The 26,432-nt window shown below is 64.3% G+C and carries 27 protein-coding genes; 22 read left to right on the top strand and 5 right to left on the bottom strand.

Translation table 11 applies throughout. The features are described 5' to 3' along the window. The first annotated feature begins 233 nt into the window (after positions 1-233). Positions 234-731, top strand: a complete 498-nt coding sequence (locus BJP07_RS06225; protein ID WP_143109689.1) for a hypothetical protein — start codon at positions 234-236, stop codon at positions 729-731. Positions 732-789: 58 nt separating this feature from the next. Here BJP07_RS06225 and BJP07_RS06220 read toward each other — a convergent pair whose 3' ends face one another. Beyond that, entirely contained in the window at positions 790-1,917 is a 1,128-nt protein-coding gene (locus BJP07_RS06220) for a hypothetical protein (protein ID WP_071566639.1), read from the bottom strand. Positions 1,918-1,967: 50 nt separating this feature from the next. On the opposite strand from BJP07_RS06220, the gene BJP07_RS06215 reads away from it, so the two are divergent. Genes BJP07_RS06215 through BJP07_RS06205 form a run of 3 tightly spaced genes read left to right on the top strand, consistent with a single transcriptional unit; the run spans position 1,968 to position 4,586 of the window. Beyond that, entirely contained in the window at positions 1,968-2,714 is a 747-nt protein-coding gene (locus BJP07_RS06215) for a phosphoglyceromutase (protein WP_071566638.1), read from the top strand. A 9-nt stretch (positions 2,715-2,723) separates the two neighbouring features. Further along, the gene (locus tag BJP07_RS06210; RefSeq protein WP_083584123.1) at positions 2,724-3,863 is read left to right on the top strand and encodes a cell wall metabolism sensor histidine kinase WalK; all 1,140 of its coding nucleotides are present in this window, start codon (positions 2,724-2,726) and stop codon (positions 3,861-3,863) included. A gap of 24 nt (positions 3,864-3,887) precedes the next feature. Continuing rightward, positions 3,888-4,586, top strand: coding sequence for a response regulator transcription factor (locus BJP07_RS06205; RefSeq protein ID WP_071566636.1), 699 nt, complete (start codon positions 3,888-3,890; stop codon positions 4,584-4,586). Here the strand turns inward: BJP07_RS06205 and BJP07_RS06200 are convergent. Continuing rightward, on the bottom strand, positions 4,568-5,443 hold the full coding sequence (locus tag BJP07_RS06200; protein WP_071566666.1) for a hypothetical protein: 876 nt from the start codon (positions 5,441-5,443) through the stop codon (positions 4,568-4,570). The genes BJP07_RS06205 and BJP07_RS06200 overlap by 19 nt on opposite strands. A 33-nt stretch (positions 5,444-5,476) precedes the next feature. On the opposite strand from BJP07_RS06200, the gene BJP07_RS06195 reads away from it, so the two are divergent. The 5 genes from BJP07_RS06195 (at position 5,477) to BJP07_RS06175 (ending at position 8,604) form a co-directional block, all read left to right on the top strand. Further along, complete coding sequence (locus BJP07_RS06195) at positions 5,477-6,433, top strand: Ppx/GppA phosphatase family protein (protein ID WP_071566635.1); 957 nt, start codon at positions 5,477-5,479, stop codon at positions 6,431-6,433. Beyond that, positions 6,433-7,134, top strand: coding sequence for a hypothetical protein (locus BJP07_RS06190; protein ID WP_071566634.1), 702 nt, complete (start codon positions 6,433-6,435; stop codon positions 7,132-7,134). Before BJP07_RS06195 ends, BJP07_RS06190 begins: the two co-directional genes overlap by 1 nt. A gap of 45 nt (positions 7,135-7,179) precedes the next feature. Further along, positions 7,180-7,983: a pyrroline-5-carboxylate reductase gene (gene proC, locus BJP07_RS06185; protein WP_071566665.1), complete on the top strand. Its 804-nt coding sequence runs from the start codon at positions 7,180-7,182 to the stop codon at positions 7,981-7,983. A 200-nt stretch (positions 7,984-8,183) separates the two neighbouring features. Next, positions 8,184-8,375, top strand: a complete 192-nt coding sequence (locus BJP07_RS06180) for a helix-turn-helix domain-containing protein (protein WP_070363204.1) — start codon at positions 8,184-8,186, stop codon at positions 8,373-8,375. A 127-nt stretch (positions 8,376-8,502) separates the two neighbouring features. After that, on the top strand, positions 8,503-8,604 hold the full coding sequence (locus tag BJP07_RS06175; protein WP_003855542.1) for a 30S ribosomal protein bS22: 102 nt from the start codon (positions 8,503-8,505) through the stop codon (positions 8,602-8,604). 557 nt (positions 8,605-9,161) lie between these two features. Here the strand turns inward: BJP07_RS06175 and BJP07_RS06170 are convergent. Beyond that, on the bottom strand, positions 9,162-10,205 hold the full coding sequence (locus BJP07_RS06170) for an HAD-IB family hydrolase (protein WP_083584122.1): 1,044 nt from the start codon (positions 10,203-10,205) through the stop codon (positions 9,162-9,164). 45 nt (positions 10,206-10,250) lie between these two features. On the opposite strand from BJP07_RS06170, the gene BJP07_RS06165 reads away from it, so the two are divergent. The 9 genes from BJP07_RS06165 (at position 10,251) to BJP07_RS06125 (ending at position 21,329) form a co-directional block, all read left to right on the top strand. Then, complete coding sequence (locus BJP07_RS06165) at positions 10,251-10,487, top strand: glutaredoxin family protein (protein ID WP_071566633.1); 237 nt, start codon at positions 10,251-10,253, stop codon at positions 10,485-10,487. Positions 10,488-10,531: 44 nt separating this feature from the next. Further along, positions 10,532-11,857, top strand: coding sequence for a glutamyl-tRNA reductase (locus BJP07_RS06160; protein WP_071566632.1), 1,326 nt, complete (start codon positions 10,532-10,534; stop codon positions 11,855-11,857). A gap of 5 nt (positions 11,858-11,862) precedes the next feature. After that, positions 11,863-12,744: a hydroxymethylbilane synthase gene (hemC, locus tag BJP07_RS06155; protein ID WP_071566631.1), complete on the top strand. Its 882-nt coding sequence runs from the start codon at positions 11,863-11,865 to the stop codon at positions 12,742-12,744. 171 nt (positions 12,745-12,915) lie between these two features. Then, complete coding sequence (locus BJP07_RS06150; protein ID WP_071566630.1) at positions 12,916-14,637, top strand: uroporphyrinogen-III synthase; 1,722 nt, start codon at positions 12,916-12,918, stop codon at positions 14,635-14,637. A gap of 8 nt (positions 14,638-14,645) precedes the next feature. Then, a complete protein-coding gene (hemB, locus tag BJP07_RS06145; RefSeq protein ID WP_071566629.1) occupies positions 14,646-15,656 on the top strand; it encodes a porphobilinogen synthase in 1,011 nt (336 codons plus the stop codon). Continuing rightward, entirely contained in the window at positions 15,649-16,242 is a 594-nt protein-coding gene (locus BJP07_RS06140; RefSeq protein WP_143109688.1) for a hypothetical protein, read from the top strand. Before hemB ends, BJP07_RS06140 begins: the two co-directional genes overlap by 8 nt. Positions 16,243-16,264: 22 nt before the next feature. Beyond that, the gene (locus BJP07_RS06135; protein WP_071566628.1) at positions 16,265-18,823 is read left to right on the top strand and encodes a cation-translocating P-type ATPase; all 2,559 of its coding nucleotides are present in this window, start codon (positions 16,265-16,267) and stop codon (positions 18,821-18,823) included. Positions 18,824-18,850: 27 nt separating this feature from the next. Then, entirely contained in the window at positions 18,851-19,897 is a 1,047-nt protein-coding gene (gene hemE / locus BJP07_RS06130; RefSeq protein ID WP_071566627.1) for a uroporphyrinogen decarboxylase, read from the top strand. A 16-nt stretch (positions 19,898-19,913) separates the two neighbouring features. After that, entirely contained in the window at positions 19,914-21,329 is a 1,416-nt protein-coding gene (locus BJP07_RS06125; protein WP_071566626.1) for a protoporphyrinogen oxidase, read from the top strand. Between the two features lie 190 nt (positions 21,330-21,519). On the opposite strand, the gene BJP07_RS06120 is transcribed toward BJP07_RS06125, so the two are convergent. After that, positions 21,520-22,845: an MFS transporter gene (locus BJP07_RS06120; RefSeq protein WP_071566625.1), complete on the bottom strand. Its 1,326-nt coding sequence runs from the start codon at positions 22,843-22,845 to the stop codon at positions 21,520-21,522. Positions 22,846-22,915: 70 nt separating this feature from the next. Here BJP07_RS06120 and BJP07_RS06115 point away from each other — a divergent pair, with 70 nt between their 5' ends. Both BJP07_RS06115 and BJP07_RS06110 read left to right on the top strand, forming a co-directional pair. Further along, positions 22,916-23,116, top strand: coding sequence for a hypothetical protein (locus BJP07_RS06115; RefSeq protein ID WP_071566624.1), 201 nt, complete (start codon positions 22,916-22,918; stop codon positions 23,114-23,116). Between the two features lie 19 nt (positions 23,117-23,135). Continuing rightward, positions 23,136-23,840: a DedA family protein gene (locus tag BJP07_RS06110; RefSeq protein ID WP_071566623.1), complete on the top strand. Its 705-nt coding sequence runs from the start codon at positions 23,136-23,138 to the stop codon at positions 23,838-23,840. A gap of 217 nt (positions 23,841-24,057) precedes the next feature. On the opposite strand, the gene BJP07_RS06105 is transcribed toward BJP07_RS06110, so the two are convergent. Then, complete coding sequence (locus BJP07_RS06105) at positions 24,058-24,471, bottom strand: NAD(P)-binding domain-containing protein (RefSeq protein WP_083584120.1); 414 nt, start codon at positions 24,469-24,471, stop codon at positions 24,058-24,060. A 20-nt stretch (positions 24,472-24,491) separates the two neighbouring features. On the opposite strand from BJP07_RS06105, the gene hemL reads away from it, so the two are divergent. After that, positions 24,492-25,817 (top strand): glutamate-1-semialdehyde 2,1-aminomutase, encoded by a 1,326-nt coding sequence (hemL, locus tag BJP07_RS06100; RefSeq protein ID WP_071566621.1) that lies wholly within the window; start codon positions 24,492-24,494, stop codon positions 25,815-25,817. Next, positions 25,818-26,420: a histidine phosphatase family protein gene (locus BJP07_RS06095; RefSeq protein WP_071566620.1), complete on the top strand. Its 603-nt coding sequence runs from the start codon at positions 25,818-25,820 to the stop codon at positions 26,418-26,420. It abuts the gene before it with no gap. The last annotated feature ends 12 nt before the right edge of the window (positions 26,421-26,432 follow it).

Genomic DNA, 26,432 nt, shown 5'->3' with positions numbered 1-26,432 from the left:
GCGCACAGTCCGGTTCGCGCCGTTGGCCAAGCGACGTTAGAACCGTTCCGGGGTCTGGATCGGCTGTAAGAATCGCCTCTGGCTTGGGGGACAAAAACGGTATAGATTAAGACCTTGCTCAAGCTCAGAAGCACCGAGCTTGAGCAAGGCGGCGTTACGGCGAAATTTAACCGTCAGTCCCTTGGCATCCATGAGCGCTCGAAGCTCCCAGGCGGCTCCTGCGGAGGTTCGTTGTGCGGAAAGTGAAGATGATGAAATTTAGATTTCTTGTACCCGGAATGGTCACAGTGGCTGTGGCGGCATCTGGGGCTACCCATAGCGCTTGTGCCGAAGTCACGGAGCCCCAAGCAGCAAGCAGCGTAGCGGAGTCAAGCAAAACAGACAACGTGTTCGATTTCGCCGATACGATGGGGTATGTATTCAAGCATCGTGAGGAGTCTGAAGAGATGAGCGAGGCGATCCGCTGGGGGGTGACATCAGAAGAAAAAGCAGCGAAGTGTCGTGAGCTGAAGAAGTCTCCAATCCAGCCTGCAATTGGTGGACCTCTTTGCCCGTCCCAACCGTACACTCAAGCTGATGTGGCCCTGGCGAAGTATGCTTCAACCTTTGCCAAAGGGTCGCCGATTTTGGCCTTGCGGATAGCTCTAGCGGTCTTGGCTGCGCTTGGTGGGGCTGTGTACGCGGCTGGCCCTCAGTTAGCGGCTTGGGGTGTGCCGGTCCCCTGGCTGTGAGGTTGTAAAACCAAAAGGTTGTCGGACGGACTTTGCCAAGGGATGGCGCATTTATCCATCAATTGAGTGAAGCCGTCCCAAGCGCCTCCACCGCTGCGACGGCGCCCCACTTGCCGAGCTGCTGCGCGTGGTGATCGACCGCACCAGAGACGTCGGCGGCGAGGCGTTGCGCCTGCTCAACGGTGCGGACCTGGCCGGCGCGCTGGGCGGCAACGTCGGCGTCGCGTTGGGCGGCGGCGACCGCCTCGTCGAAGCCCTGCTTGCCGGTCTTGCGCGGTTTCAGTTCGGGGTTGTCCTGCATGATCTGGTGCATGAGGGCGCCCTGTTCTTGGTTGAGTGGGGTGAAGTCGCCGTGGGGTGCGGTGGAATCGGGGAGTGTGAAGGCTTCGTTGACTTTGCCGTCGGGGACGTTGAAGGCGTCTTCGATGATGCGGTCGGCACGCTGGGCTTTGCCGAGGGGTCCTACGCCCATGGAGCTGACGCCGAGGACGGCGCCGTCGCGTGGGTCGTAGTTGATGCCGCCGGAGTCGCCGTGCTCGTAGTGCAGGCCCCAGGAGTAGATGCTGTTGCGGGAACGCGCGATTTGGTGGCCGCAGGTGCGGCCGGTGGTGGCGCCGTCTTTGCAGATGGGCTGGCCGAAGTTGGAGGTGTCAAAGTAGTTGTAGGGCAGGTTGCGGGTGTCCTGGATGTAGCGCAGTTCGCGGGGTGCGCCGTGGGCGTGGCCGTTGGCGTCGCGCGAGAAAGACATGCGTGTGGCCGGGGTGTCGGGAGCGGCGGTGACGACGCCCCAGTCCGGGGTGTTGACGGTGTCCCAGAAGAACTGTGAGGGGAGGTAGACGTCGGCGTAGTCGGTGGAGGGTTTGAGGTTGGTTGGGGTGCCGATGGGGCGGTAGCTGGCGTCGATAGGTACTTCGACGCGGTGGGTGCGCATGACGTCGGTGGTCTCGTTGTCGAGGTCTTGGGAGAGGTCGAAGCAGTGGCCGGCGGTGAGCATGACGAGCTGGCCGTTGATGGTGCCGCTGAAGCCTTGGGAGCAGGACGCGGCGCTGGCGTGCTTGGGGATGGAAATTGTGTGATTGCCCACTCGCATCGTGGTCGGCGGCTGCTCCGGGAGGACACGAAATGGGGCCCCAGGTGCGAGAAGTGCGACGGAGAGCGCGGCGGCGACGGCGTTGGCGTGGATCATATGACCCAACCTTAAAGAAAAATCATACGATTCGTGGCATGATTGGACCCATGACGAACGGAAAGTTGATTCTTGTCCGCCACGGACAAAGTGAATGGAACAAGTCTAACCAGTTCACCGGTTGGGTCGATGTCAATCTGACCGAGCAGGGTGAGCAGGAAGCTGTCAACGCCGGCAAGTTGATGGCAGAAAAGGGTGTGCTGCCGGATATCGTGTTCACGTCGCTGCTGCGTCGCGCGATCCGCACCGCGAATATCGCGCTGAACGCTGCGGACCGCCACTGGATCCCAGTTGTGCGTAACTGGCGCCTCAACGAGCGCCACTACGGCAAGCTGCAGGGCCTGAACAAGGCCGAGATCCGCGAGGAGTACGGCGAAGAGCAGTTCATGAGCTGGCGTCGTTCCTACGACACCCCGCCACCAGAAATCGACGCCGACAACGAGTACTCCCAGACCGACGACGTGCGCTACGCGTTCCTCCCAGAGGTGCCTCGCACGGAGTGCCTGAAGGACGTTGTGGAGCGCTTCCTGCCGTTCTACATCGACGTCATCCTGCCTGAGGTCCTCGACGGCAAGACGGTCATGCTGGCTGCGCACGGTAACTCGCTGCGCGCGCTGGTGAAGTACCTGGACAACATCTCCGACGATGACATTGCTGGTCTGAACATCCCGACCGGCATGCCGCTGGTCTACGAGATTGACAGCAAGGGCAAGGTGCTCAACCCAGGTGGCACGTACCTCGACCCGGAGGCGGCTGCGGCAGGTGCTGCTGCGGTTGCGAACCAGGGCCAGAAGTAAGTAGCCACATTGTCCCCGCTACTGGCGTTTATTGGGGGCGTAGTTCTCGCAGCGCTTGCTGCACCGTTGGTGCGGCGGGCGCTGCGTTGGCGTTTACGCAACCGGGTGGATGGCGGTTCGGATTCCCGCCGGGCCGCCACGATCAGTGAGGTACTGCAGCTGGCGGTGCAGGGCTCGCCGATGGGGATCGCGGTGATGAACCAGGATGGCAGGGTGTTGCTTTCGAACGCGAGGGCCCACGATATGTCGCTGGTGTACGACCGCACGGTGCAGTCTGAGGTGTGGGAGACCGCCCAGGAGGTGTTTGAGGATCAGGAGACGCACGTCCTTGACCTCGATCTGCCGATTCGCGCGACGGGTTCCCGGATTCGGAACGTGCGCGTGGTGGTGAAGCCGTTGACGCTGACGGAAAACACCTACGTGATCGCCTATGGCACGGACGAGTCCGAGAATGTGCGGATGGAGCACGCGCGGCGCGACTTCGTGGCGAATGTGTCGCACGAGCTGAAGACGCCCGTCGGCGGGATGGCGCTGCTGGCGGAGGCGCTGCTGGAGGACCCGGGCGACCCGGAGATGGTCGACTACTTTGGCACGAAGGTGTTGAAGGAGGCGCACCGGATGGGCGACATGATCACGGACCTGATTTCGCTGTCGAAGCTGCAGGGCGCGGAGGCTTTGCCGGAGATGGCGCCGGTGCGCCTCGACGATGTAATTGACGACGCCATCACCCGCAACCACGTCACCGCCGAGGGCCGCAACATCGACCTGATCCGCGGGGAGCCCACCGGGATCACCGTGATGGGGGACCAGTCACTGCTGACGTCCGCGGTGAGCAACCTGATCGCGAACGCCATCAACTATTCGCCGGATGGACAGCCGGTCAGTATTACGCAGCAGGTGCGCGCGTCCGGGACGCAGAAGGTGGCGCTTGTGCGTGTCACTGACCGGGGGATCGGGATTGCGTTGGAGGATCAGAAGCGCGTGTTTGAGCGTTTTTACCGCGTCGATAAGGCGAGGTCCCGCTCGACTGGGGGCACTGGGTTGGGTTTGGCCATCGTAAAGCATGTGGCGCAAAATCACGGGGGTACTATCAGGGTATGGTCGCGCCCGGGGACAGGGTCGACGTTCACGCTTGAGTTGCCGATGTAGCTTTGCAGGAGGGTTCCCCTAACCGTGTCTACGAAAATCCTGATTGTTGAAGATGAAGAGTCCCTGGCGGACCCGCTGTCGTACCTGCTGGAAAAGGAGGGCTTTTCCACAGTGTGGGCGGCTGACGGGCCGGCGGCGCTTGAGGCCTTCGAGTCCAACGAGGTGGACCTTGTCCTGCTTGACCTGATGCTGCCGGGCATGAGCGGCACGGACGTGTGCCGGAAGCTGCGTGCGAATTCGTCGGTGCCGATCATTATGGTCACGGCGCGCGATTCGGAGATCGATAAGGTGGTGGGCCTCGAGCTCGGCGCGGACGATTACGTGACCAAGCCATATTCCACCCGCGAGCTCATCGCGCGCATCCGCGCGGTGCTGCGCCGCGGCGCGGAGTCGGCGGCGGAAGAAGAGGACGAGCCGAGCGGCGATGTGCTCATCGGCGGCCGCGTCACCATGGACGTCGAGCGTCACAGCGTACTTGTCGACGGCCAACCAGTCCGCATGCCGCTCAAGGAATTCGACCTCCTGGAGTACCTGATGCGCAACGCCGGCCGGGTGCTCACCCGTGCCCAGCTCATCGACATGATCTGGGGCGCGGACTACGTCGGCGACACCAAGACCCTGGACGTGCACGTAAAAAGGCTGCGCTCGAAGATCGAGGAGGAGCCGTCGAAACCGAAGCAGCTGGTGACGGTGCGCGGCCTCGGCTACAAGTTCGAGGCCTGATCGCTGGCTGGGTGCGTGGTTTTTGCCTCGCGGGGCAGTTTTGCGCGGGCGGCGCAGTGCGCGGCGAGGACCTTGTAGGGCTTCTCGCCGATGAGCTGCTGTAGCTCCTGCTTCATCGACTGCCACACGGGTGTGCCGCCGGTGTGGCAGGCGGGCGCGTCGGTGCACCACCAGTCGAAGTCTTCGCCGCCGCCACCCCACTGGCGCCGGTCGTACTCGCCGATGGTGGTGCGCAGGATCTCCTGGCCGTCGGCGCGTTCCTCCCAGGAGTCCTCCCTTGAAAACGGGACCTGCCAGCACACTTCGGGCTTGGAGCCGATGATGTTGCGGCCCTCCGCCATGGCCCACTGGTGCAGGGAGCACCCCGGGCCGGTCTCGGCGCCGTTGCGGTTCGCGAAGATGCAGGCGCCGTCCACCACGCGCGTTTTGATGTGCGGGCCGTCGTCCTCCTCCTCGGTGTCGTCCCACTCCAGCCAGGGCTCCAGGATGGTGGGGTCGGCGGCGGCGATGTAGGAGTCGACGTCGCGGGGGCGCAGCTGCCAGTACTTCGCCGGCATCTCGGCGACTGCATTATAAAGGTCATCGCGGTCGGTTTCGTCGGAGAGGTACGCGCCGTGGATGCAGCAGCCGACGACGGCGAAGTCCTCGTCGATACCGTGGCACTGCGGGGTGCCGAACCGGCAGGACCAGGTGGATTCCACCCAGGTGAGGTCAATGCTGAAGTAGTGCAGCGGGTCCTCCGGGTGCATGAATACGAACCATTCGCGGGGAAAGTCGGTGGGCACTTCGCGGCCCGCGAGGATGGAGCGGCCGGCGGGGGATTCAGCGGGGAATCCGAGAAAAACTGGTTGATTCACACCCACACACCGTAGACGCACTACGCTGAGGGTGTGCGATTAGGTGTATTAGACGTAGGCAGTAACACGGTGCATCTCGTGGGGGTCGATGCCCGCAGCGGTGGCCGCCCCACCCCGATGAGTGACTGGAAGCAGCCACTCCGGCTCGTCGAACTCCTCGACGATGAAGGCAACATTGCGCCGAAGGGCGTCGACAAGCTTATCGACGCCGTGGGGGAAGCCGCCGGCTTAAGCAGCAAGCTGAAGTGCGAAGAATTCCTCGCCTTTGCGACGTCCGCCGTACGCTCAGCCACGAACTCCGAGGAAGTGCTGAAGAAGGTCGAGAAGAAAACCGGGGTGCGGCTCGAAGTGCTCTCCGGCGAGGAGGAAGCACGGCTGACGTTCCTGGCGGTGCGACGCTGGTACGGCTGGTCCGCCGGACGCATCACCAACCTGGACATCGGCGGCGGTTCCCTGGAAATGTCCACCGGCACCGAGGAAAGCCCCGACTTGGCGGTCTCCCTCGACCTGGGTGCCGGCCGACTCACCCACGAATGGTTCGAATCCGACCCACCGGAACGCAAAAAGATCAACCTGCTGCGCGACTACATCGACGCCGAACTCGCCGGGCCCGCCCGCGAATTCCACGCGCTGGGGGAGGCGGGGCTGGCCGTCGGCACCTCGAAGACGTTCCGGTCGCTCGCGCGCCTGACCGGCGCCGCACCCTCCTCAGCTGGGCCTTTCGTGAAACGAACCCTGACCGCGCCGGGCCTGCGCCAGCTCATCGCGTTCATTTCCCGCATGACCGCAGCCGACCGCGCGGAGCTCGAAGGCATCAGCGCCGACCGCTCCCACCAGATCGTTGCGGGTGCCCTGGTTGCAGAGGCTGCCATGCGAGCGCTTAAGCTTGATAAGTTAGAGATCTGTCCATGGGCGCTACGAGAAGGCGTGATCCTCCGTTGGATCGACCAAGGGCATGACGTAGGAGATGACGAAGGAGACAACGACTGATGTCTGAGGACAAGCAGCTGACGGTTGCGGAGCTCCTCGCCCGGGCCCAGAAAACCAACCCGGACGTGGGCAAGCGTCCCCGCCGACGCCGCAGCTTGGAGGAAGGCGGCGTCTCGGTCGCGGAGCTGACTGGCTCCTTCAAGGCTGTCGACGCCCGCCCGGCCGAAGCGAAGCACTCCAGCGTGCCACTCGACGCACCAGCCGAACCCAAACCAGCCGAACCAGCGCCAGCGAAGCCGGTAGCTGCTGAGAAGCCGCTTGACCCACCCGCGCCTGCCGCGAACGCTAGCCCCTCCGAGGACGAAACGACGCAGATCCGCGTCGTGGAGGACACCAAGGAGCCAGTGCAGCGCACGAAGGTTCAGCCAGCCGAGGAAGACAGCCTTGACCTCTTCGACGACGACCATGTAGAGGATGTGGACGTCGAAAAGGTGGAGTCTGAAGCCGACGACGGCGCCGTCAACCCCATCATGTTGGTGCTCCTTGTGTTCATCGGCGTGGTCCTGGGCGTGCTCGGATTCATGTTATTCAGCTGGATCTGGGCGAACTTGGCAACTGCACTGGCAGCCATCCTGGGCGCCGCCGCCGTTGTGGGCATCGTCGCTGGTGTGCGTGCGATGCACACCGGCCGAGACGGCCTGACCATGACGCTTGCGGGCGTCGCTGCCCTGGTCATGGCGTTCGGCCCGGCCCTGCTCTAAGGGCGTTTTCCACCACAGCGCTCCCGTGGCGCTAGTGTGTGGTGCATGGAAAAAATCGCAATCATCGGCGCTGGCAACATCGGCGAGGCCCTGCTGCAAGGCCTGATCGCCTCAAAGGTCGAACCGCACCACCTCATCGCCACCTGTCGCTCGGAGGAGCGCGTGGCGGCGCTTGCTGAGCGCTACGCCGTCCAGGCCACGACGGATAACATCGAGGCTGTTGCCGACGCGGAAGTCGTCTTCCTGTGCGTCAAACCCAACCAGGTCATCGACGTGATCGGGGAGATCGCGGAGACCGTCGCAAGTAACTCGGTGCCCACCGTACTCGTCTCGATGGCCGCCGGAGTCGACATCGCCGACATGGAAGAAGCCATCTCGTCCGCAGGCACCCCGATCATGCGCGTGATGCCCAACACCCCAATGCTCGTGGGCAAGGGAGTACTCGCCGTGTCCGCCGGCCGCTACGTGGAAGATGAGCAGCGGGAGGCCGTCGAAAAGCTCTTGACGTCCGCGGGCCGCGTTGTCGCCGTGCCGGAAAAGGCAATGCACGCCGTCACGGCACTCTCGGGCTCGGGGCCCGCCTACTACTTCCTGCTCACCGAAGCACTTATCGACGCCGGCGTCGCCCTCGGACTGCCCCGGGACCTTGCCACGGAACTGGCCACCCAAACCTGTGCCGGCGCCGGAGCGCTCTTGGACCAGCACCCCGACCCCGTCGGCCTGCGCGCCGCCGTTTCCTCGCCGGGTGGCACCACCGTCGCCGCGATCCGGGAGCTCGAGGAGTCCGGCCTGCGCGCCGCGATCTACCGAGCCACCGACGCCTGCGCAACCCGCTCCGAAGCTTACTGAGCCGACTGGGCCGATTGAGCCACAGCAGTCACCACTTTCACACCAGATACGGGGTGTTTCTTCTGGCACTTTGAAAAATTATCGGCACATGAGTCGCATTAGGCCCAGGGTTCACGATAAGGTTGTTTGGAGCACGTGCGTGTTTCGTCCTGCAGGAGGGGAAGCCTGCAGCGCGACCGTGCTGAAGGGTTTATGAATTAATGGCAAATGAAGATAAAGGCAAGTTCTTAACCGTTGCTGAAGTCGCCGAGATCATGCGCGTCTCGAAGATGACGGTCTACCGCCTGTTGCACTCGGGCGAACTGCCTGCAGTGCGCGTCGGCCGCTCGTTCCGCGTCAACGAAACGGCGGTCAGTGAGTACCTCGAGTCCTCCGTGTACGACGTCGGATAAACAGCACTCACCTTGCCCGAACCTTTTTGAGTGCCAAACACCTTGGTTGTATGCTTACACCCATTGCGTGTACCCCGGGTGGATGCCGGCACGTCAAGAACGTACTACGAAGAAACGAGGAAACCTTATGGGTTCAGTGATTAAGAAGCGCCGCAAGCGTATGTCCAAGAAGAAGCACCGCAAGATGCTTCGCCGCACGCGTGTTCAGCGTCGTAAACTTGGCAAGTAGGCCTTTGCAGCGCCCGCACCACATGGTTGGAGCGGGCGTTTTTTCATGTGCTCCTCGCACCTCTTGCTCTTCCGGAAAAGTTCCCCGGTTTTCGGTGGGCTCTGGAACTTTTTTCGTGGACATGCGTCGCCACCAGAGGAAACGGGAGCGTTGGTCGACGGGAGCCGACCTCAGACCCAAAATGGTTCCCCGGCTCGGGAACTTTTTGCGAGGGCCCCTCGACCTCACCCGCCCCTACGACGCGCCGCGCATCTGCCCGCTGTGTCAGCGCAGGATGGTGGTGAAGATCTCGCCAATGGCGTGGTCGGCGGCATGTGCCCGCCATGGTGTGCTGCGTTCGGAATGGCTTGAGCGGTTATGCCCGCACCAAATTCCTTCCCGCAGATTCGGTGACCTGGGGAAACGCCTTGGCGCCCTCCCCAAAAACGGGAATTTGGTGTCCATAGAGGATGGGGTGACACCAAATTCCATCGTCGGCAATCTGCGACCTGGGAAAACGCAAAACCAGATCCAGAAAAACGGGAATTTGGTGCACAGCGCGGGGCAGCAGCCCAAAACTACCGGCGACGCAGCGCCATCACGCCAGCCACCGCACCAGCAACGGCCGCGCCGCCAGCCACGACGCCGAGGGCTGGCAGCATGTAGCGGCGCAGGGAGCGGTAGTCCTCGATGGTCCAGCCTTGGCCGGTTGCATAGCGGCGCAGCGAGCGGTCCGGGTTGATGGCGACGGGGTTGCCGACCATGGAGAGCATCGGCAGGTCGTTGATGCTGTCGGAGTAGGCGGTGCACTTCTCCAGGTCGAGCTTTTGGATGGCGGCGAGGGCTGCGACGGCGTGCTGCTTGCCGGGGCCGTGCAGGATGTCGCCAACGAGGCGGCCGGTGAACTTGCCGCCTTCCTCTTCGGCGACGGTGCCGAGGGCCCCGGTGAATCCGAGCCGTCCGGCAAGCTCTTGGCCGATTTGGACTGGGGTGGCGGAGACCAGCCAGACTTGCTGGCCTTGGGCGATGTGGCGGGACGCGGCGTCGATAGTTGATTGGTAGGTTTTGTCGAGCATTTGGCGGTCGACGATTTCGGAGCACAGGTCTTTCAGCTCGGCGACGCTTTTCCCTTTGACTACCTGGAGGGCTTGTTCGCGGCCTTTGGCGATGTCTTTGGCGCTTTCGGAGCCGGAGACGCGGTAGCGGATTTGCTTGGTCAGTGCGGGTAGGAGCTCGCGGAGGGTGATGAAGCGTTGCTTGGCCAGGCCTTTGGCGAGCAGGATGAGGGAGGAGCCCTGGATCAGGGTGTTGTCGATGTCGAAGAACGCGGCGGCTTCGGTGTCTTGGGGGACGTCGGGGTCGGGCTGGGTGATTTTTTCTCGCCCGGCGGTTTTGAACGCGCCGCCGACGGAGTCGACGCCGGTGGCGAACTCTTCGATGCTGATGCCGAAGGTTTCCTCGATGGCGGCGGCTGCGGCGGCGTTACCGGCGGTGCGTTGGGATTCGGCGTCGAGAGGCGGGAGGGCGACTTCTTCGAGGAAGCGGCGAAGGTTGCCGTGGGAGAGTGACCATTGGGCCAGGAATTCTTTGTGGTCGGACATTGCCAGCGAGCCTTTCACCATGTGGCAGACGTGATAGTTTGTATCGTAAACAAGATTGGCGGACAGATGAAACAGGTTGAACTGATGGTGCGCGCGACCTGCGGGTCGTGTGAGCGGGTGGCTGCGCAGATCGCCCCGGTTGTCGAGCAGCGCGGCGCGCAATTGACGCTTGTAGATGTCGACGCCTCTCCGTCGCTGAACGCAGAGTTCGGGGATCGCGTCCCGGTTGTGGTGATTGACGGGGAAGAGTTTGCGTGCTGGGAAGTGGATAACGCCGACCTGGCCGAGGCACTGTCAGAGTGACGCGCTATCCTTTGGTTTGATTCACGGCTGACTGGAGGGATTGAGTGAGTGTTCTCGTTGTAGGGATGTCGCACCGCTCGGCGCCCGTTGCGTTGTTGGAACGTTTGAGCATGGATGATGCGGTGCAGCATTCGGCGGCGTCGACGCTGGTGGAGCGCCCGTCGTTGTCTGAGGCGATGATCATTTCGACGTGTAACCGGCTTGAGGTGTACACGGTTGCTAACGCGTTCCATGCGGGTGTGCAGGATGTGTTGGCGGTGTTGTCTGAGGTTTCCGGTGTGAGCGAGGCGGAGCTGCGCGGTTACTTGTATGTGCGCTACTCCGATGCGGCTGCGGAGCACTTATTGACGGTCGCCTCCGGCCTTGATTCCATGGTGGTGGGGGAGCAGCAGATCATTGGCCAAGTGCGTGCTGCCTATACGCAGGCGGCGGAGCAGGGCACGGTTGGCCCGGCGTTGCACTCGTTGGCGCAGACGGCGTTGCATACGGGCAAGCGTGTGCATACGGAAACCGCGATTGATGATGCTGGTGGCTCGATGGTGACCTTCGCGTTGGATACGGCGATGGAGACGATGGGGGTTGAGACGCTGGAGGGCCAGACTGCGTTGGTGTTGGGGGCTGGTGCGATGAGCTCGTTGGCGGCGACGCATTTGGGTAAGAGGGGCGTCGATAAGTTGATTATTGCGAACCGCACTCGCTCGCGTGCGGAGCGGTTGGCGGAGCACGCCCGGGAGGCCGGGGTGACTGCGGAGGTCGTGGACTTCAACGCGCGCGCGGGCGCGTTGGGGCGTGTGGATATTACGGTGTCGGCGACGGCCTCGGACGGGTTTACCATTTCGGGCGAGGACATTTCGGGGCCGACGATGCTGATTGATTTGTCGTTGCCGCGCGATATTGACAATTCGGTGCTGGAGCACGAGGGCGTGCACCTGATCAACATTGAGTACTTGCACGAGCAGCTGCACCACGCGGATTCGGAGGATTCGAAGGCGCTGCAGGCTGCGGAGGCGATTGTGGCCGAGGAGGTGCAGGCGTTTAGTTCCGAGCAGCGGATGCGTGATGTGGGGCCGGCGGTGGCGCAGCTGCGTCGGGTTGGGGCGGAGATTTCGCAGGATGAGCTGGCGCGGTTGCGCAAGCGCCTGCCTGACATGGACGAGCAGGATTTTGAGCAGGTTGCCCGTTCGGTGAAGCGTGTGGTGGATAAGCTGCTGCATACGCCGACGGTGAAGATGAAGGAGCTGGCGGCGCGTTCGGATTTGGTTAATCTGGAGACCGCTGTTGAGGAGCTGTTTGGGGTGCGTCCGGTGTCCGCCGCTGCCACGATGGACCGGTTGCCGAGCCCTGACGAGTTGAAGTTGAAGGAGTCATAGATCAAATGCTGAAAATTGGTACGCGGGGTTCGCACTTGGCCACGACGCAGGCGGGGCATATGCGGGACGCGCTGATTGCGCACGGTTACCCGTCTGAGCTGCATATTGTGACGACGGCTGGGGATGTTTCCCACGCGCCGGTGGAGCGCATCGGCGTGGGTGTGTTCACGTCGGCGCTTCGCGACGCCCTCTTCGACGGCGAGGTGGACGTCGCCGTGCACTCCTTCAAGGACTTGCCGACGGCCCCAGAGCCCCGCACGTACCTGATCGTTCCTGAGCGCGAGGACCACCGTGAGGCGCTCATCGCCCGCGACGGTCTGACGCTGGACACGTTGCCGGAGGGTGCGAAGGTGGGCACATCGGCGCCGCGTCGTATTTCGCAGTTGCGCGCGCTGCGCCCTGACCTGGAGATCCTTCCGCTGCGCGGCAACATTGAGACGCGCATGGGCCGGGTGGAAAGCGGCGAGATGGACGCGATCGTCCTGGCGTACGCGGGCTTGATCCGTGGCGGGTTCGCGGACCGCGCCACCCAGGTCTTCGACGCTGAGGTGTTCATGCCGGCCCCGGCGCAGGGCGCGCTGGCGGTGGAGTGTCGCGTCGACGACACTCAGCTGCGCGAGGGCCTAGATAAGCTGCTAGACGCGGATTCTTTTGCGTGCGCGGCGGCGGAGCGTCAGGTGTTGGCAACCCTGGAAGCGGGTTGCACGGCCCCGGTTGCGGCGCACGCGACGATTGCGGACGGCACGATGACGTTGCGGGCGGGGGTATTCGCGGTGGATGGTTCGAAACAGCTGGTAGAGGAGGCGTCCGGCACGGATGCTCGTGAGCTGGGTACGCAGCTTGCGCAGGCGCTCATTGGCCGCGGAGCGGCAGAAATTATGCAGTAACGTGTCAGGCTTTGTCCGGCTGGTTTGCGACAGGTTTTGAAACACGGCGTATGCAAATTAAGGTGTAACTACCATACGCCCATTCGTCTCGGTGTATAGGGGTCCTTTTGTGCCCGTTATACGCCGGGACACTTCTTTACGCCTTCAATAAGACCAGAAAAGACCAGTTTGATGACACTGCCCTCAGTCACTCCCCAGCCGGGGAAGGTGATCTTCGTCGGTGCCGGACCGGGGAACCCCGATCTGCTGACGATCCGTGCCCGCCAGGTGATGGCAAACAATTCTATCGCCTTGGTGGAACCGGATGTTCGTGAGGGTGTCCGAAACGTTCTTGCCGCAGCGTGTGCGGTGCCGCAAGAGAAGATTGACGCTGCTGAGGCGCAATATGAGGCGATGTGTGCGGAGGCGAAGGCGTCGGGGGCGCGGCGTCGCCCGCCGCGGCCTGCGGATCCGACCGCGGCCGAGATTGAAGAGGTGCCGCTTGGCACGGACGATATTGTTACGCGGTTGCGTTCGGCGCTGCAAGCTGCGGCCGAGGTGATCCGCAAGGGGGATGACGGTGATGGGGATGTGATCCGTCTGGTCAGCGGGAACCCGCTGACGCGCGATGCGGTGCGGGAGGAGATCGCCGCCGTGGCGGCCGCCGGCCTGGAGTTCCAGATTGTGCCGGGGATGTCGCTGCCGTCGACGGTGCCCTCCTTTGCCGGGATTGCGCTTGGTTCAACATATACGGAAGCAGATCTGGCGAACGGGCCGGTGGACTGGGATCAGTTGTCGCAGGCGCCGCAGCCGTTGGTGTTGCAGGCGGTGCGCGAGCAGCTGCCGGAGGTGGCGTCGCAGTTGATGCAGCGCGGGTTCCCGGGCGAGTTGGCGTGCAGCGTCACGGCGAACGGGACGACGCGCCTGCAGCGCACGGTGGATGTGACCCTAGAGACCCTGGAGTCCCTGGCAAACACTGACTCGGTTTCGGCAGATCTGCCTGGTTCTTTGGTGGTGACGCTCGGTACCGTGAATGATGATCGTTCGAAGTTTTCGTGGTGGGAAAACCGCCCCCTGTACGGGTGGCGTGTGTTGGTGCCTCGCGCGAAGGCGCAGGCGGAGGCGATGAGCAGTCGCCTGGCGTCGTACGGGGCGATTCCGCAGTCGGTGCCGACGATTTCCCTGGAGCCGCCGCGCAACCCGGCGCAGATGGACCGCGCGATCAAGGGCATCGTGGAGGGGCGCTACCAGTGGGTGGTGTTTACCTCGACGAACGCGGTGCACGCGGTGTGGCAAAAGTTCGAGCAGCTCGGCCTGGACGCCCGCGCGTTCGCGGGTGTGCACTTGGCAGCCGTTGGCCGCAAGACGGCGGAGGCGCTGCGGGCGCTGGGGATGAGTCCGGAGCTATTGCCGCACCGCACGAAGCAGAACGCCGCTGGCTTGGTGGAGGTGTTCCCCGAGTACGTGGAGGACATCGACCCGGTCTCTCGGGTGTTGTTGCCGCGGGCGGACATCGGTACGCATGTGTTGGTCGACGGCCTGATTGGGAAGGGCTGGGACGTCGAGGACGTCGTGGCGTACCGCACGGTGCGCGCGGCCCCGCCTGCCCCCGAGGTGCGCGACATGATCAAGACCGGCGGTTTTGACGCGGTCTGCTTCACGTCGGGCTCGACGGTGCGCAACCTCGTTGGTATCGCCGGTAAGCCACACCAACGCACGATCATTGCGTGCATCGGCCCGATGGCGGCTGAGGAGGCACGGAAGCAGGGGCTGCGTGTCGACGTCGTACCAGAGGTCGCGGACGTGCCGTCGTTGGTGGACGCGCTCGCCGAGCACGTCGCTGCCCTGCGGGCAGCAGGGGAGCTGCCGCCACCGCGGAGGAAGCGGAGGGCGCGTCGGAAACCGGCGTTATGATGTAGCACATGACTACATATCATCTTCCACGCCGCCCACGTCGCCTCCGCCAGAATCCTGCGATTCGGCAGCTCACCGCGGAGACGCGACTGGCTCCGGCCGATTTTATTTTGCCGTTGTTCGTGGCTGATGGCATCACCGAACGCCGCGAGATTGCCTCCATGCCGGGGGTGTACCAGCACACCACGGACTCGCTGAAGGCGATCTGCCACGAGGCGCTCGAGGAAGGTATCCGCTGCGTGGACCTCTTCGGCGTGCCGCTCGACGAGGATAAGGACGCCACGGGTTCCGTCGCGTGGGACCCGGAGGGCATCCTGAACCGGAAGGTGCGCGCGCTGCGCGAGGAGTTCGGCGACGACCTGCTGATTATGGCCGACACCTGCCTGGATGAGTTCACGGACCACGGGCACTGTGGCGTAGTGGGCGTCGATAAGTATGGCAACCAAGTGGTGGACAACGATGCGACCTTGGACCTCTACCGTGACATGGCGCTGGCGCAGGCCGCTGCGGGCGCGCACATCGTGAGCCCGTCGGGGATGATGGACGGGCAGATCGGCGTGATCCGTGAGGCGCTCGACGCCGAGGGCTACCAGGACGTGGCGATCATGGCGTACTCGGCGAAGTACGCATCGAAGTTCTTCGGGCCGTTCCGCGATGCGGTCGGTTCCTCTCTGAAGGGCGACCGCCGCACCTACCAGCAGGACCCGGCGAACGTGCGCGAGTCCCTGCTCGAGACCGAGCTCGACATTGAGGAAGGCGCCGACTTTGTCATGGTCAAGCCTGCCCTGCCGTACCTGGACGTGCTGGCCCGCGTGGCGGACATGTCCCCGGTACCGGTGGCGGCATACCAGGTTTCGGGCGAGTACGCGATGATGGTCGCCGCTGGCCAAAACGGCTGGATCGACTTCGAGGCGACCATGATGGAGTCGCTGATCTCCATCAAGCGTGCCGGTGCGGACCAGATTTTGACGTACTACGCAATCGAAGGCGCGCGTGCGCTGAAGGAGCTTCATGGCTAACACACCTCCCGTGTCGCAGGCCCCGGCCCCGACGAAGCACCGGAAGGATGAGCCGCCCACCAGGCCCACTGGGCCCACCAGGCACCCCGAGACGGTGCGCTACCTCCTCGGTGCGTGGGCAGTGATGATCCTTGGGGAGCTGCTGCACCAGATCCTCTCCGTGGTGGTGACAGCGCTGGACCCGGCTGCGCTGCGTGAGGCGGCGAAGCAGGCCGCGAAGAACCAGCCGGAGGTGATCCCTGACAACATGATGCAGGCGAGTATGTACGCCACGATAGTGATGATGGCGTTGCTGCAGTTGGGCATCATCGTGGTGTTTTTCCTGGCGCTGCGCTCGGTGCAGCGCCGCGGGAAGTGGATTTTGAACGCAACCCGGGTACTGCAGGTGTTCTCGGTGTTCTTCGCGCTGCGTATGCTCACCCTGTTCTTGATGACGCCCGCTGCGACAAAAGTGCCGGTCGCGCTGTTTGCCGTTGATGGCGCGGCCCAGATCGTGGTCGGTGTGGCGGGTCTGCTTGGCCTGTTCTATGCTTCCCGGAAGGAATCGCAGGACTATCTGCGTCCGGCTGAGCAGCAGCAACAGTAAGGAAGAAGTGGAGTAACGGCGCATGGCTGATAATGTGACGCGCTCAATTGACGACGCCCGCCTCGCGGCCAAGGACGCCGGCTTCGACCCGGACTCGCGCAACCCCGAGGACGGTAACGGCAACCCGCTGCGTCCCCACGCTTCCTACGCGTTCGAGCTCGAGGGTCTGGAGGATGGCGCGCAGCTGCGTGACATCGAGGCAGCCCTGGAGGAACTGCCGGGCGTGCAGGCGCACCTGGTGTACCCGACGAAGATGGCGTGGGTGACCGCGCCGGACACCACGGCCCCGCACACGATTGCCGAGGTGATGCAGCGCTTCGGTGTGGAGGTGCAGCTTTCCGATTCGACGCTGCGCCGCCGCGCCCAGGGGCACTCGGTGGTGGATCACACTCTGCCGCGGCGTGGCACGCGTGGCATGTCCGGCCGGATGCGTCGGATGAAGGAACACGAGCAGCGCTCTTTGCGTTCGGCGCGCGCGAGCGGCTTCGTGCGCACGGCCCGCAGGCGCCGCGGCATGATGCGTGGCCAGGACGTGCTGTTTACTGCCCGCGACTTAGTCACGCCGCTTCGCATGTGGACCGCCCTCGTGCTGAGTATCCCTGTGATCCTGATGGCGTACGTGCCGCAGTTCCAGTTCCCGGGTTGGCAGTGGTGCTCGTTGGCGCTGTCCACGCCGGTGGTGCTGTGGTGCGCGTTCCCGTTCCACCGTGCGATGCTCGGTGGTGTGCGCCGCGGGATCTCAGCGCTGGACGGTGCGAGCTCGATTGCGATTTTGGCCGCTTGGCTGTGGTCGCTGGTCGCGGTGGTGCTGACGTCTGCGGGGCAGATCGGCTGGACTACCAGTAGTGGCTGGGTACCGCACAAGATGAGCCACGACGTTGAGATCTTCTTCGAGGTCTCCTGCGCGGTGACCACGTTGCTGTTGGTGGGGCGCTACTTCACCATGCGCGCGCGGCCTCGCCTCATACAGGACCTGAAGGCCCGCAACCCTGATCCGGACGCGGTGTACAAGGTGGTGCGCCGCTCGCGGGCGGGCAACGTGACGGAGGAAGACTTCCCGGCAGTCGAGCTGAACAAGGGGGACGACGTCTACGTCAACGCCGGCGACATCATCCCGGCCGACGGCGAGGTCGTCGGTGGCTCCGGCGTGCTCAACCCACAGATTATCGACGCCCGCGAGCCCTCCGAAGTCAAAGTCGGATCAACGGTGCGCGCTGGGTCGGTGCTGCGGAGCGGTAAGGTCAAGATGCGCGTGGAGCGCGTCGGCCACACCACCCGCCTGGGCGCGGTGGAGCGCTGGTTGGACGCGGTGCTGCGGCACCAGAACGAGGCCACCTTGATGTCCACGCGCGCGGCGGGCATGCTCATCCCGGCAGCGTACGCGCTGGCCATTCTGGATTTCGGGCTGTGGGTGCTGCTAACCGGTAACTACAACGCGGGCTTCTCTACGGCGTTGGCCATCCTGGTGGTGGTGGCGCCGGTGGCGCTGGCGATTTCGCCGTCGTTGGCGATCCGCCTTGGCATCGAGTCGGCGGTGCGCAACGGCATCCTGATCCGCGACGGCGAAACGTTCCGCACGTTGGACTCGACGGACACGGCGGTGTTCAACCGGGTGGGCACCCTGGTCAAGCCGCAGATGACGGTGGAGACCGTCACCGCCGAGCGCGGCGAAAGCCCGGAGATGGTGCTGCGGGTGGCAGGTGCGTTGTCGGTGGAGTCGAACCATCCGTCGGCACGCGCGATGGTGAAGGCGGCGCGTGAGGCGCGCGACGGGCGCACGAAGAGCGCCGATGTGCCGTCGTGGATTGAGATGACAAACGAGGAAATCACGCCCGGCGGCGAGTTCCGCGGACGCCTCACCCTGACGTACGGCGACGACGACGAGGACCGTACCGAGTCTTTCGACGCCTGCCTGTGGCGCCCCACGAACCTGTCCCAGCTGCACGGCCGCCTCGCGATGGCCGCCACCGCCGGCGGTACCCCCGTGGTGGTGCGGTGGCGCGGCAAGGACCGCGGCGTGATCACCCTCTACGACCCCGCGAAGGACGACGCCCACGAGGCCATCGACCGTCTGGAGCAGATGGGCGTCGAGACGGTGATGCTCACCCGCGACACCTACCCGGTGGCACGCCGCTTCGCGGACTTCTTGGGCATGTCCAACGTGCTCGCTGGCATCACTGCGCCGGACAAGCCGGGGGCGGTGCGCGCCATCCACACGAAGGGGGCCACGGTCGCCATGGTCGGCGACGCCACCGCGTTGCCCACGATCAAGGTTGCGGACGTCGGCCTGCTCTACGCCACTGACGAGATTATCGACGCCCAGTCCTCCACCATCGCGCGCGCCTGCAACGCCGTGCTGATCCGCGACGATGTCTCCGCCGTCCCGCAGCTCATCGCGCACGCGCGCCGCGTGTGCCACATCATCGACTACAACATGATCTTTGCCTGGGCGTACAACTCCACCGCGGTCGTGCTCGCCGCAATCGGCGTGCTGCCGCCGGTGGGGGCCACGCTGCTCATGTTGGGGAGCTCGCTTGTGATTGAGGTGCACTCGTCTCGGGCGAATCATTTTCCCACCTAAACCGCAACGGCGGTAGGGTGGGAGACTATGACCAGACGCGACCTTTCTTCTGCCCCGCTCATTGAGGCTGCCAACGGCCGTACGCCCTCCCGCACCCCGGTGTGGTTCATGCGCCAGGCTGGGCGGTCGTTGCCGGAATACCGCAAGGCCCGCGAGGGTATCTCCATGTTGGATTCCTGCTTCATGCCGGAGCTCCTCGCCGAGATCACGATGCAGCCTGTGCGCCGCCACGACATGGACGCGGCGATCCTCTTTTCCGACATCGTTGTGCCGCTGAAGGCGGCAGGCATCGGCGTCGAAATCGTGCCGGGCCGCGGTCCTGTGATGGAGAAGGCGATTACGACGAAAGAGGACGTCGATAATTTGCCGTTGCTGGACCACAACGTCGAGGAAGTGACCAAGGGCATCGAGATTATTCTCGACGAGCTCACCGACACCCAAGCCCTGATCGGCTTTGTTGGTGCGCCGTTTACGCTGGCCAGCTACCTCATCGAGGGCGGGCCGAGCAAGAACCATGAGAAGACGAAGGCCATGATGCACGGCGACCCGGACACGTGGCACGCCCTGATGCGCCGCCTCGTGCCCACTGTCAGTGCGTTCCTGCGCACGCAGGTCGACGCCGGCATCGACGCGATGCAGCTGTTCGACTCCTGGGCGGGCTTCCTCACAGAGGCCGACTACCGTGAGCACGTCCTGCCGTACTCCGTCGAGATTCTGAAGGAAGTCGAGGGCGTGATCCCGCGCATCCACTTCGGTGTGGCCACGGGTGAGCTGCTCGGCGCGATGTCCGAGGCTGGCTCCGAGGTGATGGGCGTCGATTGGCGCGTGCCGCTCGACGTCGCCGCGAAGCGCTTTGTCGCGCCGAAAGTGCTGCAGGGCAATCTCGACCCGGCGATGCTCTTCGCCGGCCCCGCCGTGGTGGAGGACGAAGTTCGCCGCATCAAGGCTGAGGCCGCCCGAGCTATCGACGCCGGCACTGCCACAGGCCACATCTTCAACCTCGGGCACGGCGTCTTGCCTACCACCGACGTCGGCGCCATCACCGACGCCGTCGCAATGATCCACGAAGCATAAATTAAGGAGATCCCCATTGAATATCGCCATTGTCGGTGCCGGGCTCGCCGGGCTGACAGCAGCGTTTGAGCTGCGCAACTCCGGCCACACCGTCGACGTTTACGAAGGCAACGACCGCATCGGCGGCAAGCTGTACACCGTTGCGTTCGACGGCGGCCCCACCGATATGGGGGCGGAGGCCTTCATTGCGCGCCGCCCGGAAGCGAAGCAGCTCGTCGAGGAACTGGGCCTGCAGGACTCGCTGGTGTCCCCATCGGGGATGCGTTCCCTGCTCTACGTCGATGGCGAGACCCGCGCCATGCCGGCAGGCGGCATGATGGGGATCCCTTCCACCTCTGAGCCGGTTGCGCACCTGGTCAGCGAAGAGACCGCGCGGCGCATCGACACCGAGGCGGAGCGCGAGGGCTTTGAGTGGACCATCGGCGGCGACATGAGCGTCGGCGCCCTGGTCCGCGAGCGCTACGGCGATGACGTCGTGGACAACATCGTTTCCTCCCTGCTTGGCGGGGTGTACTCCTGCACCGCCGACGACCTGGGTGTGCGCGCCACCGTGCCGCAGCTCGCCGCGGAGTTCGACCGCCTAGCCGCCGACGGACCGGTGCACCTGTCCACCGCGGTAGCCAACCTGGAGGCGGCCCGGAAGAAGGCCATGGCTGCTGCTGGCGCCTCTGGTGCTGCTGGTGCCTCGAAGCCATCGAAGCCGGCGCCGATTTTTGCGTCGTTCCGGGAGGGCTACCAGCAACTCTACGAGGCGCTCGCGGAGCAGTCCGGCGCCAACATCTACGTCGACGCCTTCATCCCGTCCATCGCCCGCGAGGGCGAGGGGTTCCGCATCAAGGGGGGCGAGGACACCGTCTACGACCGCGTACTGCTCGCAACCCCGGCTCCGACGACCGCGCTCCTACTTCGCGACATCGCCCCCGAGGCCTCCGAGGCGCTTCGCTCCGTCGAACTGGCCAACTCCGCCGTGGTGGGGCTGCGCTTCGCCACCGACGAAGGCCTGCCGGAGAACTCCGGCGTGCTCGTCAGCACGGATGCGAAAGACGTGCACGCCAAGGCGTTCACGCTTTCGTCGCGCAAGTGGCCGCACCTCGCTGAGCGCGGCGGTGCGCTTGTGCGCGCCAGCTTCGGCCGCTACGGCGACAACATCGCCCTGACCGCCAGCGAGGACGACCTGGTGGATTGGGCCCTCGACGATCTGCAGACCATCACCGGTTTCGACGGCCGCGCCGCCGGCGTCGAGGAGATCTTCGTGCAGCGCTGGCTCGGCGGCCTACCACGTTACGACGCCACCCACCTCGCCACCGTGGCCAAGGTCCAGGAGGCGCTCGCCGGCGTCGACGGTGTTGGCGTGACCGGCGCCTGGGTCGCCGGGGTCGGGGTCCCGGCCGTGATCGGCAACGCGCGCGCCGCGGCGCAGGGCCTCCTCTAGTCGGAATCGCGCACCAAATTCCCGCTTTTTGGGACGGTGACGTGGCGTTTCCCCAGGTCGTTGGTGCTGCGTGAAGGAATTTGGTGCCTGTCCAAGGGCGATGCGCACCAAATTCCCGCTTTTCGGTCAGGCTGATCTGGAAAGGCCCAGGTCGCCGACTCTCGCCGACGGAATTTGGTGTCACCATCGCTTAGCCTAGGGTTTTCCCTTTCTGCTCAGGCAGGACGAACGCAGCCGCGGCTGCCACGGTGAACGCCACCGCAAACACCGCGAACACGCCGGTCTGGCCGCCGAAGGCCAAGACCGGCGGCACGATGAGCGGCGCCAGGATGGAGCCGACGCGCCCGAAGGCGGCCGCGGCGCCGGTGCCGGTGGCGCGGATCTGGGTGGGGTAGAGCTCGGGGCCGATGGCGTAGAGCGCGCCCCAGGCGCCCAGGTTGAACAATGAAAGCAAGCAGCCGGCGGCGATGATCTGCCAGGGCGCGGTGGCGAACCCGTACAGCCCCGCCGACATGGCCGACCCGGCCAGGAAGACGGCAAGGGTCGTGCGGCGCCCCCAGACCTCGATGAGCCAGCCCGCCAGGGAGTAGCCGGGCAGCTGGGCCAGCGTGATGATCAGCGTGAAGCTGAAGGAGCGCACGAGGCTGAAGCCTTGGTCGACAAGGAGGGAGGGGATCCAGGTGAAGGCGCCGTAGTAGGCCAGGGAGACGCAGAACCAGACGGTCCAGAACGCAGCGGTGCGTGACCGCAGTTCGGTGCCCCAAATGTGGGAGCCTCCCTCGGCGCTGGCATTGGGGTCAGCGTTGGTGGTGATGGGGGCGTCGAGAAGTAGTTCTGGCGGGACTTGCTCCTCGAAGCTGCGGACCACTGCCTCTGCCTCTTCGTCGCGCCCGCGCGACTCCAGGAAGCGGACCGATTCAGGCAGCCCCATGCGCACATACAGCGCGTAGAGGGCGGGCACGGCGCCGAGCGCCAGCCCCCACCGCCAGCCGTTTTCGCCCTCGGCGACAACGAACGTGCCGATGACCGCCGCCAGAATCCAACCAGCCGCCCAGAACGCCTCCAGCCAGACCACCATCCTCCCGCGCACCTTCAACGGCGCGAACTCGCTGACCAGCGTCGACGCGACAGGTAGCTCCGCGCCGAGGCCCAGGCCGGTCAGGAAGCGGAAGATGAGCAGGACGGCGACCGACCCGACCAGCGCCGAGGCGCCCGTGGCCACCCCGTACAGCAGGAGGGTGAGGGCGAAGACCTGGCGGCGCCCGATCTTGTCCGCGAGCAAGCCGCCAAGGGAGGCGCCGACCGCCATCCCGATGAAGCCCACCGACGCGATCCAGCTCGTGGTGGTTTTCTCCAGATCCCAGTGCACTGCCAGCGCCGCGATGACGAAGGAGACCAGGCCGACATCCATAGCGTCAAGCGCCCACCCCACGCCTGACCCGACGAGGAGCTTCTTGTGCTTCGGGGTCACCGGGAGCCTGTCGAGGCGCTGCGTGCGCGTCAATGGTGTTTTCATGGGCAAAACACTAGACGAACCCTGTGGTTTTTGTGGGAGGTTCGCTCAAAATGGCTGGTAGTTTGCCGGTATGAAGAAGCAGTTCGGACTCATGCTCGTTGCTACCTGCTCAGCAGCCATGTTGGTCGCCCCGCAGGTCATGGCGCAGGACACTGCCCCGGAGAAAGACGGCTTGTCCACCGGCGGCATCATCGCCGGCGTGGTGCTCGGGCTGCTGGCCATCGTCGGAATCGTGGTAGCCATCAACCCGGGAATTCTCAATATGTTTTAGCTAGGTACACTCTCTGCTTATGCAAAGCGAGGAGCACACTCAGCCCGAACCAGAATGGTGGGAACAACCAGGCATGCCCTGGAACAGTAAACCAACCAAGGCCGACTACTGGTGCCTTGGCTGGTTCGGCTTTGTAGGCCTCTTCGGCCTCGCAATGATCCCGCTTCGTGCGTGGCTCCTCGGCCTGTACCCGCCTATCATGCTGGCCATTACGGGTTCTCGGATTGGTGCGGCGTCGACAGGCGCGCTCGCCGCCGTTGGTGAGGTGCAGCACTGGCTGGGCTACCTGCTCATCGGCACGCTGATGGCCATCAAGTTCGACTGGATCTACTGGTGGGCCGGCAAACTCTGGGGGCGCGGTATCCTCGACGTGCAGGCCCAGAACTCCAAACGCAGCGCCCGCAACATCGCGCGCGTGGAAGCATGGGCCCTCAAACTCGGCTGGCTCGGTATCTTCCTCGCCTACGTGCCCATCCCACTGCCGATCGCCTTCGTGGTGTTCGTCCTGATGGGCATGGCGGAGATGCCCCTGTGGAAGTTCATGGTGCTGGACTTCATCTCGAAAACCCTGTGGTCACTGGGATATTTCGCCCTCGGTTGGTGGATCGGGGAGCCCGTGGTGTACGTGCTGGAGCAGTACGCGAAGGTGGCCAACTGGATCGCCATCGGGCTGATCGTGGTGATCATGTTCGGCGCGTTCCGGAAGCAGGCGAAGAAAGCCTAAGCGGATGCCCGCACCAAATCCCTTGATTTTGGGAGAGCGCCGGGGCGTTTCCCCAGGTCGTAGATTGTGCGCGGGGGAATTTGGTGTCATCGTGTGCAGCTCAGACACCAAATTCCATCATGACACCCGCGCGACCTGGGTTTTTCCAACCCGGCCTTCCTAAATTCAGGAATTTGGTGTCAAGCAACCCGAGCAACCCGAGGGAGGCACCCAAAACCTAGCGGTACACCACCACGGAGGAGAAGTCCTCGTCCCCGTGGCCCTTCTTCTGCTGTTCCTGCAGGGAAGCAACCGCGGCTGCCACGGCCGGCAGCTCCTTGTCGGCGGCCTCGGCGGTGGCGAGCATGAGGCGGGCGTCCTTTTCGGTGGCGTCGGCCCAGGTGACGCCGTCGGGGATGAGGCCTGGTTCGATGACGATTTCGCGGACCGTATCGGGGCCAAAGAGGGAGGTGATGACCATTTCTGCGCCTTCGACGGCTTCCGAGGGGGTGTCGGCGGCGGTGGCGCCACGTTCGAAGAGCGGGGCGGTTTTCGCTGCGGTGCGGTTCCAGACCACAAGGTCGTGGTCACTGACAAGCTTGAGTGCTAATTCGGTACCCATACGGCCGAGGCCTAAAAACGCGGTCTTCATATCGCCTAGGATAGGCAACTATGACGAAGACGAATGTGACTTCAGAAAATACTTCCCGTTCCGCTGCGTTGTTTACGCGCGCTCAGCAGCTCACGCCGGGCGGTGTGAACTCGCCGGTGCGCGCGTTCGGCTCTGTTGGTGGTCAGACGCGCTTCATTGAGAAGGCGTTCGGCAGCACGCTTGTAGATGTCGACGGCAACTCCTACGTCGACCTGGTGGATTCCTGGGGTCCGATGATCCACGGTAACGCCCACCCAGAAATCCTCGAGGCTGTGGAAAAGGCGCTGGTCAACGGGTTGAGTTTCGGTGCTCCGACTGAGGCTGAGGTGGAGATCGCGGAGATGATCACGAAGCGGACCGCTGTGGAGGAGGTGCGCATGGTCAACTCGGGTACTGAGGCGACGATGTCGGCGGTGCGCCTGGCGCGTGGGTACACGCAGCGGCCGAAGATCATCAAGTTTGATGGCTGCTACCACGGCCACGTTGATGCGTTGCTGGCGTCGGCGGGTTCGGGGATTGCGACGTTCTCGTTGCCGGACTCGCCGGGCGTGACGGGCGCGCAGGCGGCGGACACGATTGTGGTGCCTTACAACGATATTGAGGCGGTCAAGCGCGCGTTCGCGGAGAACGAAGGCCAGATCGCTGCCGTGATCGCTGAGGCTGCCGCCGGCAACATGGGCACGGTGGCGCCGCAGGATAACTTCAACGCGAAGCTGAAGGAGGTCTGCCACGCTAACGGTGCTCTGCTCATCTTGGATGAGGTGATGACGGGCTTCCGTACCTCGTACTCCGGCTGGTACGGGGTGGACGGCGTCGCGGGTGACCTGACGACGTTCGGCAAGGTGATCTCTGGTGGGTTGCCGGCGGCGGCCTTTGGTGGGCGTCGAGAAGTAATGGAGAAACTGGCGCCGAATGGGCCGGTGTACCAGGCGGGAACCCTGTCCGGGAACCCGGTGGCGATGGCGGCCGGCATGGCGTCACTGCGTCTGGCCAGCGAGGATATTTACCCCGTACTGCACAAGAACGCGGACAGGTTGGCGGACCTTGTCAGCTCGGCGTTGACGCGCGAGGGCGTGGCGCACCACATCCAGCGCGCGTCGACGATGCTGTCGGTGCGGTTCGCGGAAGGCGAAGGCACCAACTTTGACGAGATGAAAGCGGCGGACACGTTCCGCTACGCCCCGTTCTTCCACGCGCTGCTCGACCACGGGGTGTACGCCTCCCCGAGCGCTTTCGAAACCTGGTTCGTGTCCACCGCGCTGACGGACGACGACTTCGCCACGATTGAGGCCGCGCTTGTCCCGGCGGCGAAGGCTGCAGCGGCCGCGACGCCGGAGGGCCAGTAAATGACGCGAACTGTTGTCCACCTGGTGCGCCACGGTGAAGTATTCAACCCGAAGAAGATCCTCTACGGGCGCCTGCCGGGCTACCATCTGAGCTCCCGCGGCTACTCGATGGCCGCTGCGACCTCAAAGTTTTTCGACGGCCGCGACGTCACCTACCTGGCCGCCAGCCCGCTGCTGCGCGCCCAGGAAACGGCGCAGCCCATCGCGGAGGTCACCGGGCTGGAGATCGATACCCGGGAGGAGATTCTGGAGGCCGGGAACACGTTTGAGGGGCTGCGCACCAAGGGGTGGCGTTCCCAGCTGTGGAACCCGGTGCGGTGGCGCCACATGCTCAAGCCGTGGGAGCCAAGCTGGGGCGAGTCCTACGAGGACATTTTCGCCCGCATGGATGTCGCGATTGAGGACGCCCGCCAGCGCGCCGAGGGGCACGAGGCGGTCATGGTGAGCCACCAGCTGCCGATTGTGACGGTGCAGCGCTACGTGCAAGGCAAGCCGTTTGCGCACGCGAGCCGTCGCTGCGAGCTGGCCAGCGTGACGTCACTTGTGTTCGACGACGACGTTGTTGTTGACTGGTCCTACTCAACTCCCGCATCTGCGATCTAACCTGGAAGGACC

It is taken from the genome of Corynebacterium sp. NML130628, assembly GCF_001875665.1.
Classification (GTDB): domain Bacteria; phylum Actinomycetota; class Actinomycetes; order Mycobacteriales; family Mycobacteriaceae; genus Corynebacterium.
The sequence above is the reverse complement of the archived record's forward strand: the minus strand, read 5'-3'. Positions and strand labels throughout refer to the sequence as shown.